Raw genomic sequence first — 17,072 nt, 5'->3', positions numbered from 1 at the left:
TGGGCGGCTCGCCGCGGTCCATTACAGGCGTGCCGGGCCGGCCGGTGGGCCCGGCACGCCGTCAGGAGCCGACGCCGTCCGCCGTTCGGCCGCGTACCGGCTTCCGCACGTCTCCCCGCGCTCCCGCGGCCGTACCCCCTTCCGAAGGGGCACGCCGAAGGGGCGAGGGCCTGTCCGTCACCCCCCGGCGCGCACGCCCCGCGGGAGGCTGCCGTCGGGCCGCCCGGCCCACAGCACCTCCTCGATCAGGCGGACCGCCTCCGGCACCGCAGAGGCGACACGCGGGCTCAACCCCATGCGCTCCTCGACGGAGTCCGGTTCGCAGCCCACCACGAGGATGCGCCGGGGCGGCGCCGTCCCGGTTCCGGCGCACAGGGTGCCCAGCAGTCCGAGCACCGCGTCCGGCGCCATCCGGTGGCCGTCCAGCGGCATGCCCCCCGGGGCGTCGCCGTCGGGTTCGACGACGTACAGCGTGCCCGGCTCCCCGCCCCGCTCGGTGGCGTCCACCAGGATCAGGGTGTCGTAGCCGTCCAGCAGTTGGTAGGCCAGGTGCACCCCGCGCACCCCGATGTCCAGGGCCTCGACCCGCTCGGGCAGGGGGCGCGCGGTCAGGGCGCGCACGGTCTCCACGCCGAAGCCGTCGTCCCCGAGGAAGACGTTCCCGATCCCGGCGACGAGGACCCGGCCGTCCTGAGGTGTGGGGGTCATGCGCCGTCCTCCAGGAGGGTGAGTTCGTCCGGCCGGAAGTAGAGGAACGTCCCCTGGGCCCGGCGGATGTCGGCGCCCGGGTCGTCGTCGAGCGTGACCGCCAGGTGCACCGAGCCGTCCACGTCGTCCAGCACGGCCTCGACCCTCGCCGTGCGGCCCCGCAGGAAGAGGTCCTGCGCGTCGGTGCGCCGCAGGCCGGGGTTCAGCCGCACCCGGCTGCCGGCCACCGGGATCGGGCCCGCCAGGACGGCCGGCCCCGAGGTGTCCCGGGCCGGTGGCTCCTGCCACTGCGGCGGCTCCGCGTCCGGTGCGCGGGGGCCGTCGGCGCGGCCGGCCGGGTGGTCGCCGAGGACGACGGGCGAGGACAGCACGACGTCCGGCCGGCCGCCCACCCCGGCGAGGACGGGCCAGGTGTGCAGGTTGCGGCAGCCGGCGACCGCCTGCCGCGCCCACTCGGGGGGTTCGGCCATCGACAGGAACGACCCGGCGCTGAGCCCCAGCAGGAGGTGGGCGGCCGCCAGGGAGCGCGTGAACGCGGCGTCCCGGTCGCCGGCCCGGTCCTCGCCCGGCGTCCAGGCGGTGGTGTTCTCCACGACGGCGGTGAGCCGCAGCAGCCGGTACGGTCCCTCCAGCCGGCGTGCCGACAGCCGCAGGACGCCGCTGATCTCCTCGCAGCGATGGACCAGGCGTCCGACCTCGTGGCCGTCACCGTCCAGGACGGGTTCGCCGTGCTCCTCCTCGGGCCGGTGGAAGGGCACGGTGACACCGTCGCCGGTGAGTTCGTCCACCTGCACCACCACCTCGACGCCGTCCCGCAGCCCCTCGTCCAGGGGGACCAGGGTCCTGTTCCCCACGACGAGTTCGGAGACGGTCTCGAAGGCGCCGTGCCCGGCGGCGCGCCGGACCGTGCGCCGCCGACCGCGCAGGAACCGCAGCTCGACCGCGAGGGCGGCGCCCGCCTTCGGCTCCATCAGGCATTCGGTGTGCTGGAAGTCGTACATCTCGTCACCGGCGTCCCACGAGGGTGGTACGAGCACTCCCGGCTGCCGGCGCGGCCGGTTGCCGGGCACGCCGGCGCGGTGGCCGTGCGGCGGGCCGCCCTCGAAGAGGACGGCGTCGGCCGCCTTCCGGGCGAGGGCGAAGCGGGCCTCGGTCTGGGGGGCGAACCCGGTGACGGTCATGGTGCGGTCCTTCCGGTGGTCGGGGCCCAGGTCCGGTCCGGTTCGGTCCCTGCCCGGTGGCCGGTCGCGAGGTGCCCGGGTGTGCGGGAGGGCCTCTCCTTGCGCGCGAAGGCCCTTCTCAGGGCGTGGTGAGGGGCGGCCGGGTCCTGGAACGTGCGGCGCATCGTCTCCAGCTCGCCGCGGCGGAAGGAGGCCGGCGGTGCGGTCGCCTCCTGCCGATCCCACCGCTCCTTCTTGGCGGCGGCGCGGGCCCTCGTTCCCGGCAGGGACGCCAGCCGGGTCGCGCGCCGTGCGACCTCGCCCGCGAAGTCCCCCGGCCCGCAGTCGATCAGCTCGTCGACGAGCCCGAGGTCCCGGGCGCTCGCGGCGCTGACGGGCAGGGCCTCGCGCATCAGGCGGATCGCGGCCGGGGCGCCCACCCGGCGGGGCAGGGTGTACGTCCAGTACTCCGAGCCGGACAGACCCATCAGCCGGTAGTGCGGATTGAGCACACAGCCCGCGCGGCACCACACCTCGTCGGCCGCGAGGGCCAGCATCACCCCTCCGGCCGCCGCGTTGCCCGCGAGCGCCGCGACCACCAGCCGGTCGGTGGTCGTCAGGACCGCCTCGACCAGGTCGTTCATCGCGTTGATGTTCGCCCACGCCTCGGCCGCGGGGTCCTCGGCCGCCTCGATGACCCCGAGGTGGATGCCGTTGGAGAAGAAGTCCCGGGGTCCGCCGAGGACGAGCACGGAGGTGGGGCGCGCGCAGGCCCGCCGGTAGGCGGCCAGGAGGCGCTCGCACTGCTCGGTGCTCATCGCCCCGCCGGGGAAGGAGAAGGCCAGGAAGCCGGCTCCCGCCTCCTCCCGGTAGCGGATGTCCGTCCAGGTGCCGGGGTCCGCCTCGTCGGGCGCGGGCAGCCGGGGCAGGGGCGGCAGGCGGTCGCCGAGGGCCGTCACGGCGGGGAGCTTGACGGGGCGCGGCTGTCCCGGACGGCGCCGTCGGCGCAGTTCGGGGATCCACACGGCGCCGTCGGCCGTGGCCCGGCAGATCGCCCCGTGGCGGGTGGCGAGCAGGTCCCCCGGCGTGCCGCGCAGGACGTCCTCGGGGTGGCCGCCGTGCAGGTACCACTCCTCGCCGAGCAGGGTGTCCAGTACGCCGGGCCGGGAGTCGGCGGCGCGGAGCTTGGCGAGGACGGTGCCGGTCGGGTCGGCGGCCCAGTCGATGCGGCGCAGGCTCTGGTCCAGGTAGGGGCGGGGGCGGGCGGTGTCCTGGGGCAGGGGGGTGTGGGTGCGGGAGGCGAACCGCTGCACGGCGAGCAGGACGGCGGCCAGGGCGGCGTCGGCGATCTCCCCCCGGTACAGGTCGCTCTTGGCCAGCGGGGGCAGCGGGCAGGCGACGCTCGCCCAGACGTCACCGCTGTCCATCTCCTCCTGGGCCTCAAGGACGGTCACGCCCCACCAGCCGGCCCCGTCCTGGACCGCCCGGTCCAGGGAGGAGGGGCCGCGGTCCCCGACCGGGCCGGGATGGACGATGAGGCACGGGTACGCCGTCCGCACCTCGCGGGGGATCGCCGTCGTCAGCATCGGCGCCAGCACGAGCTGCGGGTCGTGCCGCCGTACCGCCTCGGCCAGCGGGGTGTCGGGCAGGGCCAGTTCCACGGAGACGGTGTGGCCGCGGTCGCGGAGTTCGGCATGGACGCGTTGGGTGAGGCTGTTGAACGCGCTGGCCACGAGCAGGACATGCACGGCGGACTCCCGGCGGACGACGGTGCGGGCACCGTAGCCGCGGCGGGCGCCCCGGGCCGGTACGCCCCGCCCGCACGTGGCCCGGACGCGCCGCCGGGTCACCCGAAAGCGGGGGCCGGTGCCGCGGCGGGCGATGTTCGCCCGTCGAGGAGCGGTGTCCGGTGCGTGCTCTCGCCGTGCCGGGCGGAAGCCCCCCGTACTGGACGCACTCGGGATCTCGGCCGGTGCGGCGAGTGGGGGTCCCCCTGCTCGCAGAGCTTGGGGGAGCGTGCCGGGCGCCGGAACAGGGCGAACGTCGCCTGTCGCGGCCCTGAGTCCCGCCCCGGCCGACGGATCCGGGCATCACGGTGTGTGACGCCCCTCGCCTCAGGAGGCGCGGCAGTGTAGACAAGGCACATGGCGCGGCCTTCACGTCGGACCGGTACCCGGTCGACCCTTCCCATCGGTCGGCGCGCATCCCGTGCGCGCCGCCTCGGCCCGGCGCCCGGGAGCGGCGCGCCCCAGGTCCGGCAGGCGGGGCGGGCCGGGCTGCGGCCCGAGGCCGGGGAGCGGGGCGCGACGGGCGGCGTGGTGCGGCCGGGGGCGCTCACCGAGCTGCGGTCGGCGCTGAGCGGGCGCAGTGTCGCGGGGCAGGTCTTCTTCCTCCAGGTGTTCATCGTGCTGCTGCTGGTCGTCGCGGCGGTGGTGGCGCTGTTCCTGCAGGTCGGGCACGACACCACGCAGGAGGCCCGCAACCGTTCCCTCGCCGTCGCCGAGACGTTCGCCCACGCGCCGGGCACGCGGGAGGCGCTGAGCGGCCCGGATCCCTCGGCGGTGCTGCAACCGCGGGCGGAGGCGGCCCGCCGGGCGGCGGACGTCGACTTCATCGTGGTGATGAACACCGAGGGGATCCGCTACACCCACCCCAAGCCGGACCGCATCGGCAAGAAGTTCGTGGGAACCATCCAGCCGGCCCTGAACGGCGGTGTGGTGGTCGAGGAGGTCAACGGGACCATCGGGCGGCTCGTCCAGGCGGTGGTGCCCGTCAAGGCGCCGGACGGCAAGGTCGTGGGGCTGGTCTCGGCGGGCATCACCACCGAGCACGTGGGCGGCGCCACGAACCGGCAGATGCCGCTCGTCCTCGGCGCCGCCGCGGCCGCGCTGGTGCTGGCGACGGCGGGGACGGCACTGGTCAGCAGGCGGCTGCTGCGCCTGACCCACGGTCTGGGACCGGGCGAGATGACCCGCATGTACGAGCACCACGACGCGGTCCTGCACTCGGTGCGGGAGGGAGTGATCATCGTCGGCGGCGACGGGCGTCTGCTGCTCGCCAACGACGAGGCGCAGCGGCTGCTCGACCTGCCGCCCGACGCCGAGCGGCGCCAGGTGACCGACCTCGGTCTCGCGCCGAACATCGCCGAGCTGCTGGTGTCCGGCCGCCTCGCGACGGACGAGGTGCTGCGGGTCGGGGACCGGCTGCTGGCGGTGAACCAGCGGCCCACGGACCTGGAGGGAGGGCCTCCCGGCCATGTCGCGACGCTGCGCGACTCCACCGAGCTGCGCGCCCTGTCCGGGAAGGCGGAGGTGGCCCGCGAGCGCCTCACGCTGCTCTACGACGCCGGTGTGGGCATCGGGACCAGCCTGGACGTGACGCGCACCGCCGAGGAGCTGGCGGAGCTGGTCGTGCCCCGGTTCGCGGACTTCGTCACCGTGGACCTCTTCCAGGGGGTTCTGGGCGGTGAGGAGCCGGAGCCGGGCGGCGGGCTGCGCCGCACGGCGTTCAGCGGGATCCGCGACGACTGCCCGCTCTACCCGGTCGGCGAGCGGATCCGGTTCGTGGACACCACTCCGCAGGCGCACAGCATGGGCACCGGGGCGTCGGTCATCGCCCCCCGGCTGGGCGACCACTCCGGGTGGCTGGCGCAGGATCTCGACCGCACCGCACGGGTCGTGGACTACGGCATCCACTCACTGATCACCGTGCCGGTGCGGGCGGGGTCGCTGGTCCTCGGCGTGGTCAACTTCTGGCGCTCCGAGAAGCCCGAGCCGTTCGACGAGGAGGAGCTGGCGCTGGCGGAGGAGCTGGTGGCCCGGGCCGCCGTGTCCATCGACAACGCGCGCCGGTACACCCGCGAGCACGGCATGGCGGTGACGCTGCAGCGCAGTCTGCTGCCGCGCCAGCTGCCCGAGCAGAGCGCCCTGGACATCGCCTACCGCTACCTTCCGGCGCAGTCCGGGGTGGGCGGCGACTGGTTCGACGTGCTCCCGCTGTCCGGGGCGCGTGTGGCGCTGGTGGTGGGCGACATCGTGGGCCACGGTCTGCACGCCGCGGCGACGATGGGGCGGCTGCGCACGGCGGTGCACAACTTCTCCGCGCTGGACCTGCCGCCGGACGGGGTCCTCGGGCTCCTGGACGAGCTGGTCGGCCGTATCGACCAGGACGAGACGCCCGACGGCGCGGGCGCCCCCGTCACCGGCGCCACCTGCCTGTACGCCATCTACGACCCGGTCTCCCGGCGGTGCACCGTCTCCCGTGCCGGGCATCCGCCGCCCGCCGTGATCCTGCCCGACGGGACCGTGGAGTTCCCCGACGTGGCGGCCGGCCCCCCGCTGGGCCTGGGCGGACTCCCGTTCGAGACGACCGACCTGGAGCTGGCCGAGGGCAGCCGGCTCGTCCTGTACACGGACGGGCTGGTGGAGGACCGCGACCAGGACATCGAGGCGGGGCTGGGTCTGCTGGGCGAGGCCCTGGCCGAGGCGGGTCCGTCGCCGGAGGACACCTGCCGGGCCGTCCTGGAGGCGCGGCGCACGCACCGGTCGAGCGACGACATCGCCCTGCTCGTCGCACGCACCCGGGCGCTCACCGCGGACCGGATCGCCGAGTGGGAGGTGCCGTCGGATCCCGCGGCGGTCGGCGCGGTACGGGCGAAGGTGACCCGGCAGTTGGCCGACTGGGGGCTCGACGACCTCGCGTTCACCACGGAGCTGATCCTCAGCGAGCTGGTCACCAACGCGATCCGCTACGGCAGCGCGCCGGTCCGGGTGAGGATGCTGCGCGACCGCAACCTGATCTGCGAGGTCTTCGACGCCAGCAGCACCTCGCCGCATCTGCGCTACGCGGCCATGACCGACGAGGGCGGGCGCGGGCTGTTCCTCGTGGCGCAGATGACCGAGCGCTGGGGGACGCGCTACACCCCGACGGGAAAGGTGATCTGGGCCGAACAGCCGCTGCCCTGACGTCGCGCGGGCACGCCCCGCGCCCCTCGGGACGGCTACCGGTCGGGATCCTCCGCGGACACGAACCCCTCTTCGGGCGCCCTGGCCGCCGCGCACAGCCGCTCGCGGGCCGCGAGGGCAAGGGCCACCGCGCCCGCGGCGTACGCCCCGCCCAGGAGGGCGGGGGCGCGGGCTCCCGGCAGCACCGGCTCCAGCGACCGCAGCAGCGTCTCGTGGGCGGACCGCAGCGCGAGCACAGCGCACGCCCCCGCGGCCCCCAGCAGGACGCCACCGGATCCGATGCGCCGCAGCGCCGCCCGGGCCTCGCTCTCCAGCACGAGCAGCTCGTGCCGCGCCATCTGCGCCGTGTCCCGTGCGAGGCGGGCAGCCGCGTCGTCCTCCCGGTCCCTGCCGTCCGACGAGCCGTCGCCCTGGGTGCGCATCGCCGCCTCCGTCCCGCTCCGTCGCGTACGGGAGCCCCCTGACTCAGTACCCGTCCGACGCGCCCATCACCCATACGCCACCAATACGGGATCTTCTCCGCAAAAGGTGTGATCGTTGTAAATCACTGCATGCAGACAGTCGGTGAGTGAGGAGCGACGGTGAGCGACCCTGAGCCGCTGTCCGGGAGGGCGCGGCAGGCCCCTTCCCCGATGGAGGCGGCCTGCGCGGTGGCCGACGCCATCCTCTACGAGGGCTATCTGCTCTACCCGTACCGCAGGTCGTCGCCCAAGAACCGGGTGCGCTGGCAGTTCGGGATCCTCGCCCCGCGCGCCTGGGCCGAGGCGCACGGCCCGGTGGCACCGAGCGTCTCGGGGTCCGTGGAGTCCTGGCGGCAGCGGACCGAGTGCGTGCTGCGGGCGCGACCGGACGCCCTGGTCCAGGTCCGCGTGCGCTATCTGCAGACGCTGGCCCGATGCGTGGAGCGCCGGGACGAGACGGGCCGCCACCGCCCGGTGGACTCGCTGCACACAGCGGGTGCCGTCCATCTCTCCTTCGACGAGGCGGTGCCGCACGAGGCGGACTTCACCGCCACGCTCGCCGAACTGCTCGCCGGGAAGAAGGAGTTCACGTTCGGTGCGCCCGGCGGCGAGGAGAGCGAGGAACTGCCCGGCGGCGAGGGCCGGCTGGTGCGCCGCCGCCGACCCGTCCAGGCACGCACCGTGCTCGGCGCCGAGCGGCTGCCCGGCCCGGATCCGCTGTACCGGCTGACGGTGCGCACGGAGAACCGGGGCGAGTCGACACCGCCCGGCACCCCGCGCGACGAGGCCCTGCGCCACGCCCTCGTCGCGGCGCACACCTTCATCGGCGGCGAGGGCATCGCCTTCTTCTCGTCCCTGGACCCGCCCGACCAGGCGGCCCCGTGGGTACGGGACTGCCGCAACGTGCACACCTTCCCGGTCCTGGCCGGTGAGGAAGGCGCGGCGGGTGAGCCGGGGACGGCCCCGCTGCTCCTGTCCTCCCCGATCATCCTGCCCGATCATCCGCAGGTCGCCCCGGAGAGCCCGGGCGACCTGCACGACGCGGCCGAGATCGACGAGATCCTGACCCTGCGCACGCTCGTACTCACCGACGACGAGAAGCGCGAGGCCCGCGCCACCGACCCCAGAGCCGCGCTGATCCTGGACCGGGTGGAGACCATGCCGCCCGAGGTGCTCGCCCGGCTGCACGGCGCCATCCGCTCCCTCGCCCCCGCCCGGGCGGCCCCGCACGCCGCCGCACTCGGGCAGGAGGGCGCAGAAGGGGGGTCATGGGCTCCGTCGAGTCACTGACGCACGAGCGGGTGCTCCCGGACGCGGACTCCGGGACCGACTGCAAGGAAGGCCGAGCGCATGACCAAGACCACGAAGGCCGCGAAGCACGCCGGCAAGGCGGAGAAGGCCGAGACCAGCAACAGGGCCGAGGGCAAGGGCGGGTTCGACGAGGTCCATATCCTCTGGATCTCCGAGGGCATGAGCTGCGACGGGGACACCGTCTCCATGACGGCGGCCAGCCAGCCCGCGATCGAGGACGTCGTCCTCGGGCTCGTCCCGGGCCTGCCGAAGGTGAACCTGCACAACAAGGTGCTCTCGCCCACCCTGGGCGGCGAGGAGTTCCTCGCCCCCTTCCGCGCCGCGGCACGCGGCGAGTTGAAGCCCTTCATCCTGGTCATCGAGGGGTCGATCCCCAACCAGAACATCATCCAGGGCGAGGGCTACTGGACCTCGTTCGGCAACGACCTGGAGACCGGCGAGCCGCTCACCCTCAACTGGTGGCTCGACCGTCTCGCGCCGCACGCCTGGGCGGTGGTCGCCGCCGGCACCTGTGCCACCTACGGCGGGATCCACGCGATGGCGGGCAACCCGACGGGCTCCATGGGCCTGGCCGACTACCTGGGCTGGGAGTACCGCTCGCAGGGCGACCTGCCCATCGTGAACGTGCCCGGCTGCCCGATCCAGCCAGACAACTTCATGGAGACCCTGACCTGGGTGCTCTACCACGCGGCCGGTTCCGCGCCGCCGCCACCGCTGGACCACATGCTGCGCCCGCAGTGGCTGTTCGGGAAGACGGTGCACGAGGGCTGCGACCGTGCCGCGTACTACGAGCAGGCCGACTTCGCCAAGGACTACAACTCACCGAAGTGCCAGGTGAGGGTGGGCTGCTGGGGCCCGGTCGTCAACTGCAACGTGCCCAAGCGCGGCTGGATGTCGGGTCTGGGCGGCTGCCCGAACGTCGGCGGGATCTGCATCGGCTGCACGATGCCCGGATTCCCGGACGCCTTCATGCCGTTCATGGACGAGCCGACGGGCGCCACCTTCTCGTCCGCGCTCATCCGGCCCTACGGGGCCGTGATCCGGCGGCTGCGCGGCATCACCAACATGGCCGTCAACCGCGAACCGAGGTGGCGTCACGACAAGGCCGAGCTGACCACCGGCTACGACGCGCACTGGCGCGCCTGAGACCCGATCAGCGAGAGAGAACGAGAGCGAGGAACGCACGGACATGACGGCAACCGACGCGCGGGGCGCGGGGCGCAAACCCGCGCAGATCGTGGACATGTCCTGGGACCCGATCACCCGGATCGTGGGCAATCTCGGCATCTACACGAAGATTGACTTCGCGAACCGGGAGGTGGTGGAGTGCCACAGCACTTCCTCGCTGTTCCGGGGCTACTCCGTGTTCATGCGGGGCAAGGACCCGCGGGACGCGGGCTTCATCACCTCACGTATCTGCGGCATCTGCGGCGACAACCACACCACGTGCTCCAACTACGCCCAGCAGATGGCCTACGGGATCAAGCCGCCGATGCTCGCCGACACCATCGTCAACCTGGGTGAGGCGGCCGAGTACATCTTCGACCACACCATCTTCCAGGACAACCTGGTCTTCGTGGACTTCTGCGAGGCCATGGTCAAGTCCACCAACCCCTCGGTGCTGGCCCGGGCGGAGCGCACCGAGGCGCCGAACGGCCGGATCCACGGTTTCAAGACCATCGCGGACATCATGCGCGCCTTCAACCCCTTCGAGGGCGAGGTGTACAAGGAGGCGCTCAAGGTCAGCCGGATCACCCGGGAGATGTTCTGCCTGATGGAGGGACGCCATGTCCACCCCTCCACCCTGTATCCGGGAGGCGTCGGCACGATGCCGGAGCCGACCACGTTCACCGACTACCTCTCCCGGCTGGTGCGGGTGATGGACTTCGTGAAGAAGGCCGTCGTGATGAACGACGACGTGTTCGACTTCTTCTACGAGGCGCTGCCCGGCTACGAGGAGGTGGGCAAGCGCCGCATCCTGCTGGGCTGTTGGGGCGCCTGGCAGAACCCGGACGTGTGCGACTACCGCTACGAGACGATGAACGACTGGGGCAAGGCGATGTACGTCACCCCCGGCGTCGTCGTCGACGGCCGGATCGTCACCAACGACCTGGTCGACATCAACCTCGGCATCCGGGTCCTGCTGGGCAGCTCGTACTACGAGGACTGGGTCAACGAGCAGCCGTTCGTCACCCACGACCCGCTGGGCAACCCCGTGGACATGCGCCATCCGTGGAACCAGACGACGGTCCCGATGCCGCAGAAGCGCGACTTCGACGGCAACTACAGCTGGGTGATGAGCCCGCGCTGGTACGACAAGACCAGCGGCGACCATCTCGCGCTGGACACCGGCGGCGGCCCGCTGGCCCGCCTGTGGACGACGGCCCTCAGCGGGATGGTCGACACGCCGTACGTGAAGTCCACCGGGCACAGCGTGCAGATCTCGCTGCCCAAGAGCGAGCAGCTGCCGGAGATGACCCTGGAGTGGAAGATCCCGCAGTGGAGCAACACGATCGAGCGCGACCGGGCGAGGCCGTACTTCGTCGCCTACGCCGCCGCGATGGCGTTCTACTTCCTGGAGCGGGCGATGGGCTTCGTCCGGGCCGGCGAGACCAAGGTGTTCGAGAACTACGAGGTGCCCGACGAGGCGATCGGCTGCGGCTTCCACGAGGCGGTGCGCGGTGTCCTGTCCCACCACCTGGTGATCAAGGACCAGAAGATCGCGAACTACCATCCCTACCCGCCGACGCCGTGGAACGGCAGCCCCCGGGACATGTACGGGACGCCCGGGCCGTACGAGGACGCCGTCCAGGGACAGCCGATCTTCGAGGAGAACGGGCCCGACGACTTCAAGGGCGTCGACATCATGCGCACCGTCCGCAGCTTCGACCCCTGCCTGCCCTGCGGCGTGCACATGTACCTCGGCAAGGGCAAGGAGCTCACCAAGCTGCACTCCCCCACCTACGGAGCGGCACATGCCTGAGACGGCCACGGCCCCGACCGCGCGGCTGGACGAGGCGACGGTCGCCGAACGGCTCACACGCCTCGACCTGCTCCTGGAGCAGATCGAGGGCGCGCCCGGCCCCATGACGGGGGCGGCGATCGAGGCGGTGCAGGTCCTCGCCACGGTGTACGGGGAGGCCCTGGCCCGGGTGCTGGACGCCGCCGACGCCGGTCTGGTGGAGCGGATGGCGGACGATCTGCTGATCGGGCATCTGCTGGTGCTGCACGACATCCATCCCGAACCGCCGGAGCGCCGCGCCGCACGTGCCGTCGAGGGCATGCGGCCCTCGGTGCGGGAGCGGGGCGGAGAGGTCGAGCTGACGGGGGTGGAGGACGGGGTCGCCCGGGTCAGGCTCGCCGCCAAGGGGTGCGGCTCCTCGTCGGCGACGGACCTGGAGGAGGCGGTCCGCGAGGCCGTGCTCGCCCTGGCACCCGAGCTGTCCGGCGTCGAGCGCGAGCCGCGGGACGGGCAGCGGGCCGGCGCGTTCGTGCCGCTCGACTCGATCGGCCTGCGGCCGTCCGCCCCGGCCGAGGAGCCGGCATGACCTCCGGCGCGCTCGCCCGGGTCGTCCGCGCCGCCGCGGACCGGCGGCCGGACGCCGAGCCGTGCGATCTGTGCGGGGACGCGACCCCCTCCGATCACCGGCACCTGCTCGACGCGGGCCGCGAGGAGCTGCTGTGCGCCTGCCGCCCCTGCTCCCTGCTGTTCGTGGCGGCCGAGGCCGGCGAGGGCCGGTACCGGCTGGTGCCCCAGCGGCGGGTACGGCTGCCTCCGGTCCGTACGCAGGCGCTGGGGGTTCCGGTGGGGCTAGCCTTTTTCGTACGGCGCGCGGACGGCACCGTGTCCGCGCACTACCCGAGCCCGGCGGGGGCCACCCGCTGGGAGGCGGAAGCCGGGGCGTGGGACGACGTCGTCGCCGCGTGTCCGCCGCTGGCCACCCTCGAACCGGATGTGGAGGCGCTGCTGGTGAACACCGCCTTCTCCGCGAACCAGCACTGGATCGCCCCCGTCGACGACTGCTTCCGCGTCGTCGCGCTCGTACGGCGGGAATGGCGGGGCCTGTCCGGCGGCAGCCGGGTGTGGCCCGCGGTCGACCTGTTCTTCGCGGAGCTGACCGAACATCCGTAAGGAGCGAACCATGGGCAGTATCCGAGTAGGCAAGCCCGACGTGCGGCCCGACACCCCCACCCATGTCCCGGGACTGCACCAGGGCAACCAGAGCCCGCACCGGCGCCAGCGGGGTCACCACAAGGACGGCACCGCCGACGCCCGCCGCTCGACCGGAATCCACTCCAAGGAGCACGACGCGATCACCAAGACCATGCCGAACCTCCCGCCGGCCTGAGCCGGCGGGCGACGACCGAGGAGCCCACGATGATGGCGAGGAGAGTGCTGATCGCCGAGGCGATGCTGGTGACGGGTGTGGCAGCGGTCGTGCTGCTGCGCGAGATGCCCGGCCTGGTCCGCGAGGTCAGGATCTGGCGGATGGTGGGCCTGCCGGGCGTCACCCGGCGCCGCCGCTGACCGCCCCTGCCCCCCACGGCCGCGGGCCGGGTCGCGCGCCCCTCACGGGCGGGCGGTCCGGCCCGCGGCTCGGTCCTGGCGGCTCCTGGCGGCTCCTGGCGGCTCAGTCCTGGCGGAGGTAGATCCTCAGGGCCCGGGCACGCGAGGGGTGGCGCAGCTTGCTCATCGTCTTGGCCTCGATCTGCCGGATGCGTTCACGGGTGACCCCGTACACCTGCCCGATCTCCTCCAGGGTCCGCGCACGCGCCCCGAAGAGCCCGTACCGCAGGGTGATGATGCCGGCCTCCCGCGGCGGCATGTCCGCCAGCAGGTTCTGGAGCACCTCCTGGAGCAGCCCGAAGGTGACGAGTTCCCAGGGCGAGGGCGCGTCGTCGTCCACGATGAGGTCGGCGAACCGGGTGTCGCCGTCGTCGGTGACCGCGGTGTGCAGCGAGACGGGCTCCCGGGTGTACCCGTCGAGCTCGGTCAGGCGCTCCACCGGCACCCCCGCCTTCTCGGCCAGCTCCTGCGGGGTGGGCTCGACCCCGGTGTCGTGCAGGACCTCCCGGCGCACCCGGGCCACCCGGTTGATGGTCTCGACCGTGTGGACGGGCACGCGGATGGTGCGGCTCTGGTCGGCGAGGGCCCGGGTGACCGCCTGCTTGATCCACCAGGTCGCGTACGTCGAGAACTTGAAGCCCTTGGTGTAGTCGAACTTCTCGACGGCCCTGATCAGGCCGGTGTTGCCCTCCTGGATCAGGTCGAGGAACTGCAGCCCGCGCCCGGTGTAGCGCTTGGCCACGGCGACGACCAAGCGCAGGTTCGCCTCGATGAGGTGGGTCTTCGCCCGCCGGCCGTCCTCGCACAGAGCGGTCAGCTCCTCGCGGGCGCCCTGGATCGCGCCGGGGCACTCCGCGAGCAGGTGTTCGGCGTACAGTCCCGCCTCGACGCGTTTGGCCAGGTCCACCTCCTGCTCGGCCGTGAGCAGCCGGACACGGGTGATGAGCCTCAGATAGTCGCGTACCTGGTCGACCGTGCCGCCGTCGGTGGAGAGCCGGGGACCGGGTGCGGCGGCCTCCTCCTCGTCCTCGTCCGAGAGGAGGAGCTCCTCCGGGTCCTCCACCTTGGCCTCGGTGTCCAGCACGCTCATAAAGCCTCCAGCGGTTCACGCGGGAACGGTCCGGTGCGCGGCACCCCTGCGAAGACGGCCGTCGCCTCCCGCTACGAGCGGCCGGCGGCGAGTGCCGGCAGAAGTCGGTGCGCGTTGTCGCGGTTGATGCGCCGGCGCTGCTCCTCGTCCAGGGCGGGGTCGCCGTCCAGCGCGGGGGCGGTGACCTCCGCGACCAGACGGGCCGGGGTGGGGGGCCAGTCGCTGCCGTACAGGATCCGGGACGCGCCCGCCGTGGCGAGCAGACTCGGCGTGGACGACGGGGACATCGGTCCAGCCGTGTCGAAGTAGAAGCGGTGCAGGTGGTCGCGGACCCGGGCCGGATCCACCTTCGGCGTCAGCCAGTCGGCGAACGTCTGGAGCCGGCTCGCGATGTAGGGCAGGAATCCGCCGCCGTGCGGCAGGATGAAGGTGAGGTTCGGATAGCGGTCCAGGGCCCCGCCCACGATGAGGCTGAGCGCCGCGCGCGTGGTGTCCATCAGGAAGTCGCACAGGAACGGCGGGACGCCTTCCAGTCCCTCACCGCCCCCGCCGGGCACCTCCATCGGATGCGTGCTGACCACCGCCGAGCGCTCGTCGAGCTCCGCGAGGATCCGGTCCTGGGACGGATGGCCCAGATGCACGCCCTTGACGCTCGTGCGTACGCTCGCCCCGACCGCGCCGAGTTCGTCCATCCCGTGGGCGATCGACCAGCTCGACAGCTCCGGGCTCTCCAGGAACACGGGGGTGTAGAAGGCGAACCGGCCGGGGTGGTCCACCGTGAGGTCGTGGGCGGCCCGCAGCGCGACGCGGGCGCTCTCCTTGCGCAGCGCGGGATCCTGGAGCCGTCCGAGCATGGCGACCGTGAACACGCTCGTCCCGATCCCGGCCCTGTCCATGAGCGACAGCGCGCTGTCGAGGTCCCACGCGGCCCACGGCGGCAGGCTCCGGGGGTCGACGATCCCCCGTTCCCGCGCCCACTCGACCCACTCGGGCGCGGTGTAGTGGTGGTGGACGTCGACCCGTTCCCGGCGGGCGTCCCCCTCGCCGGGTCGTCCGTCGTGGGCGTCGGCCACCGTGCCGGTGTCCTCGGGCGTCTGCAGTGTGGTCATGCCAGGTCCCCTTCCGTCGGCAGCCGTGCGTTCAGCGCCCGAGGACCCGGAGCAGAACGTCGCTCAGTTCGCCCTCCATGTCCGGCGCGCCGCCCGCGGACCTCCAGGCGACGATGCCGTCGGGCCGCACCAGGACCGCTCCCTCGGGCGTCGTGCCGTGGGTGGCGGCCCAGTCGGGGCCGTCGCCGGTGTCCAGGTCGGCGTCGGCGCCGGTGCCGACGACGTAGGCGTCGAGCGGCACGTTGGTCCGGGCCGCGACGGCCGCCGCCGCGTCCCGCCAGCCGGGGCGTCCGCTCAGCAGGACGAACGAGCGCTCGTACAGGTCGATGGTGGACACGACCTGCCCCGCGCGCCGGACCCACAGGTGCGGTGCGCGCGTCCCGGGTTCGGCGTCCAGGGTGAGGGTGTCGGGGATGGTCGGCTCGTCCGCCCGGGCTCCGACCACCGCCCCGGACACGTAGCGGAAGCCGAGCGCCACCGTCATCAGGTCGGCGTAGTCGCCGGACGTGGTCCGCACGGTGTAGCCGGGGTGCTGTTCGCGGGCCGCCTGGAGTGTGGCGCGGGCGCTGGTGGCCCGGGCGACCGGGCGCCGTTCGAGTTCGTAGCTGTCCAGCAGCCGGGGGCCCGCCCAGCCGCGCAGCACGGCGGCGAGCTTCCAGGAGATGTTGTGGGCGTCCTGGATACCCGTGTTGGAGCCGAACGCGCCGGTCGGCGGCATCTCGTGCACGGAGTCGCCGGCGAGGAACACCCGTCCCTCGCGGTAGCTGTTGGCGACGCGGTCCGCCGCGTGCCAGGGGGCCTTCCCGGTGACCTCGACGTCGAGTTCGCGGACGCCGACGGCCGCCCGGACATGCTCCGTGATCACGTCGTCGGTGAAGTCCTCCAAGGTCTGTCCGCGCTCGGGGAACCACGGCACGTGGAAGACCCACTCCTCCTCGTTGTCCACGGGCAGCAGCACGCCCTCGCCGGCGGGGTCGGTGACGTAGCAGACGACGAAGTGGTCCTCACCGGCCACATGGCGCAGCTGCTTGCTGCGGAAGGTGACGCTGACGTTGTGGAACAGGTCGCCCGAGCCCGAGTGCTCGATGCCCAGCCGGGTGCGGACGGGGCTGCGGGGGCCGTCGGCGGCGATCAGGTAGTCCGACGTCACGGTGCGGGTCTCGCCGGTGGTCCTGTCCTGCACGAGCGAGTGCACGCCGTCGGCGTCCTGGGTGAAGGACAGCAGTTCGTTGTGGAAGCGCACGTCCCCGCCGAGTTCGCGGGCGCCGTCGAGCAGCACCGGCTCCAGGTCGTTCTGACTGCACGCGCAGCGGATCGTCGAGCAGATGTCGGACTCCGGGGGCCTGCCCGTCATCCGCGCCGACAGCCAGCGCCGGTTGCCGCTGTGCAGGGTGTCCACCTGGAGGATGCCGTGGTTCCTGGAGAGGGTGGCCGCCGCCTGGCGGATCCGGGGTTCCAGGCCCGCGGTGCGGAACAGCTCCATCGTGCGCATGTTGTTGCCCCGGCCGCGCGGGTGCGCCGAGGTTGCCGCGTGGCGTTCGACGACACGATGCTGGATGCCGAGGCGTCCGAGGAACACGGATGCGGACAGGCCCACGAGGGAGCCCCCGACGACCAGGACGGGCACGTAGTCGTTGCCTCGATCGTTCATCGCGCGTTCTCCTTAGCGGTCAGCATCGTCGTGACGCGGTGGCCGAGCGCT

Annotated in this window: 14 protein-coding genes and 1 pseudogene; 8 read left to right on the top strand and 7 right to left on the bottom strand. The window is 73.1% G+C overall.

Annotated elements, in window-relative coordinates; all coding sequences use genetic code 11:
- Window positions 1-177: 177 nt before the first annotated feature.
- From AB0C59_RS30030 to AB0C59_RS30020, 3 genes are read right to left on the bottom strand one after another with little or no spacing between them, the layout of a single operon-like run.
- A complete protein-coding gene (locus AB0C59_RS30030) occupies window positions 178-708 on the bottom strand; it encodes a hydrogenase maturation protease (RefSeq protein WP_363010131.1) in 531 nt (176 codons plus the stop codon).
- On the bottom strand, window positions 705-1,889 hold the full coding sequence (locus AB0C59_RS30025) for a hypothetical protein (protein ID WP_363010129.1): 1,185 nt from the start codon (window positions 1,887-1,889) through the stop codon (window positions 705-707). Before AB0C59_RS30025 ends, AB0C59_RS30030 begins: the two co-directional genes overlap by 4 nt.
- Window positions 1,886-3,616 carry an enoyl-CoA hydratase-related protein gene (locus AB0C59_RS30020; protein ID WP_363010127.1) on the bottom strand — a complete coding sequence of 577 codons (1,731 nt, stop codon included), beginning with the start codon at window positions 3,614-3,616 and terminating at the stop codon, window positions 1,886-1,888. The genes AB0C59_RS30025 and AB0C59_RS30020 overlap by 4 nt, the downstream gene beginning before the upstream one ends.
- A gap of 396 nt (window positions 3,617-4,012) precedes the next feature.
- Here AB0C59_RS30020 and AB0C59_RS30015 point away from each other — a divergent pair, with 396 nt between their 5' ends.
- Window positions 4,013-6,832 carry a SpoIIE family protein phosphatase gene (locus tag AB0C59_RS30015; protein WP_363010125.1) on the top strand — a complete coding sequence of 940 codons (2,820 nt, stop codon included), beginning with the start codon at window positions 4,013-4,015 and terminating at the stop codon, window positions 6,830-6,832.
- Between the two features lie 35 nt (window positions 6,833-6,867).
- Here AB0C59_RS30015 and AB0C59_RS30010 read toward each other — a convergent pair whose 3' ends face one another.
- The gene (locus tag AB0C59_RS30010) at window positions 6,868-7,254 is read right to left on the bottom strand and encodes a phage holin family protein (RefSeq protein ID WP_363010123.1); all 387 of its coding nucleotides are present in this window, start codon (window positions 7,252-7,254) and stop codon (window positions 6,868-6,870) included.
- 225 nt (window positions 7,255-7,479) lie between these two features.
- Between AB0C59_RS30010 and AB0C59_RS30005 the strand changes: the two are divergent.
- From AB0C59_RS30005 to AB0C59_RS29975, 7 genes and pseudogenes are all read left to right on the top strand, one after another.
- Window positions 7,480-8,508: pseudogene (locus tag AB0C59_RS30005) on the top strand (hypothetical protein); the annotation flags it as partial.
- 255 nt (window positions 8,509-8,763) lie between these two features.
- Window positions 8,764-9,750: a hydrogenase expression protein HypE gene (locus AB0C59_RS30000; RefSeq protein WP_363010175.1), complete on the top strand. Its 987-nt coding sequence runs from the start codon at window positions 8,764-8,766 to the stop codon at window positions 9,748-9,750.
- Window positions 9,751-9,793: 43 nt separating this feature from the next.
- Window positions 9,794-11,587, top strand: a complete 1,794-nt coding sequence (locus tag AB0C59_RS29995) for a nickel-dependent hydrogenase large subunit (RefSeq protein WP_363010121.1) — start codon at window positions 9,794-9,796, stop codon at window positions 11,585-11,587.
- A complete protein-coding gene (locus tag AB0C59_RS29990; RefSeq protein WP_363010119.1) occupies window positions 11,580-12,152 on the top strand; it encodes a NifU family protein in 573 nt (190 codons plus the stop codon). The genes AB0C59_RS29995 and AB0C59_RS29990 overlap by 8 nt, the downstream gene beginning before the upstream one ends.
- On the top strand, window positions 12,149-12,736 hold the full coding sequence (locus AB0C59_RS29985; protein ID WP_363010117.1) for a DUF5947 family protein: 588 nt from the start codon (window positions 12,149-12,151) through the stop codon (window positions 12,734-12,736). Before AB0C59_RS29990 ends, AB0C59_RS29985 begins: the two co-directional genes overlap by 4 nt.
- A 10-nt stretch (window positions 12,737-12,746) precedes the next feature.
- Complete coding sequence (locus AB0C59_RS29980) at window positions 12,747-12,953, top strand: hypothetical protein (protein WP_363010115.1); 207 nt, start codon at window positions 12,747-12,749, stop codon at window positions 12,951-12,953.
- Window positions 12,954-12,982: 29 nt separating this feature from the next.
- Window positions 12,983-13,132: a hypothetical protein gene (locus AB0C59_RS29975; RefSeq protein ID WP_363010113.1), complete on the top strand. Its 150-nt coding sequence runs from the start codon at window positions 12,983-12,985 to the stop codon at window positions 13,130-13,132.
- A gap of 103 nt (window positions 13,133-13,235) precedes the next feature.
- Here AB0C59_RS29975 and AB0C59_RS29970 read toward each other — a convergent pair whose 3' ends face one another.
- The 3 genes from AB0C59_RS29970 to AB0C59_RS29960 form a co-directional block, all read right to left on the bottom strand.
- Entirely contained in the window at window positions 13,236-14,261 is a 1,026-nt protein-coding gene (locus tag AB0C59_RS29970; RefSeq protein ID WP_363010111.1) for an RNA polymerase sigma factor, read from the bottom strand.
- A 71-nt stretch (window positions 14,262-14,332) separates the two neighbouring features.
- The gene (locus AB0C59_RS29965) at window positions 14,333-15,370 is read right to left on the bottom strand and encodes an amidohydrolase family protein (RefSeq protein ID WP_363010109.1); all 1,038 of its coding nucleotides are present in this window, start codon (window positions 15,368-15,370) and stop codon (window positions 14,333-14,335) included.
- Between the two features lie 31 nt (window positions 15,371-15,401).
- Window positions 15,402-17,021, bottom strand: a complete 1,620-nt coding sequence (locus tag AB0C59_RS29960; RefSeq protein ID WP_363010107.1) for an FAD-dependent monooxygenase — start codon at window positions 17,019-17,021, stop codon at window positions 15,402-15,404.
- Window positions 17,022-17,072: the final 51 nt, after the last annotated feature.

Source organism: Streptomyces sp. NPDC048664 (assembly GCF_040650555.1).
Lineage (GTDB): Bacteria > Actinomycetota > Actinomycetes > Streptomycetales > Streptomycetaceae > Streptomyces.
Note: the sequence above shows the minus strand (reverse complement) of the source record. Positions and strands in the feature narration are given on the sequence as shown.

Bases quoted from the DNA above. Each gene is read 5' to 3' on its own strand.
- AB0C59_RS29990 (WP_363010119.1), top strand. From the start codon at position 11,580: ATGCCTGAGACGGCCACGGCCCCGACCGCGCGGCTGGACGAGGCGACG.
- AB0C59_RS29980 (WP_363010115.1), top strand. From the start codon at position 12,747: ATGGGCAGTATCCGAGTAGGCAAGCCCGACGTGCGGCCCGACACCCCC.
- AB0C59_RS30010 (WP_363010123.1), bottom strand. From the start codon at position 7,254: ATGCGCACCCAGGGCGACGGCTCGTCGGACGGCAGGGACCGGGAGGAC.
- AB0C59_RS29985 (WP_363010117.1), top strand. From the start codon at position 12,149: ATGACCTCCGGCGCGCTCGCCCGGGTCGTCCGCGCCGCCGCGGACCGG.
- AB0C59_RS29975 (WP_363010113.1), top strand. From the start codon at position 12,983: ATGATGGCGAGGAGAGTGCTGATCGCCGAGGCGATGCTGGTGACGGGT.
- AB0C59_RS29995 (WP_363010121.1), top strand. From the start codon at position 9,794: ATGACGGCAACCGACGCGCGGGGCGCGGGGCGCAAACCCGCGCAGATC.
- AB0C59_RS30025 (WP_363010129.1), bottom strand. From the start codon at position 1,889: ATGACCGTCACCGGGTTCGCCCCCCAGACCGAGGCCCGCTTCGCCCTC.
- AB0C59_RS29970 (WP_363010111.1), bottom strand. From the start codon at position 14,261: ATGAGCGTGCTGGACACCGAGGCCAAGGTGGAGGACCCGGAGGAGCTC.
- AB0C59_RS29965 (WP_363010109.1), bottom strand. From the start codon at position 15,370: ATGACCACACTGCAGACGCCCGAGGACACCGGCACGGTGGCCGACGCC.
- AB0C59_RS30030 (WP_363010131.1), bottom strand. From the start codon at position 708: ATGACCCCCACACCTCAGGACGGCCGGGTCCTCGTCGCCGGGATCGGG.
- AB0C59_RS30000 (WP_363010175.1), top strand. From the start codon at position 8,764: ATGAGCTGCGACGGGGACACCGTCTCCATGACGGCGGCCAGCCAGCCC.
- AB0C59_RS29960 (WP_363010107.1), bottom strand. From the start codon at position 17,021: ATGAACGATCGAGGCAACGACTACGTGCCCGTCCTGGTCGTCGGGGGC.
- AB0C59_RS30015 (WP_363010125.1), top strand. From the start codon at position 4,013: ATGGCGCGGCCTTCACGTCGGACCGGTACCCGGTCGACCCTTCCCATC.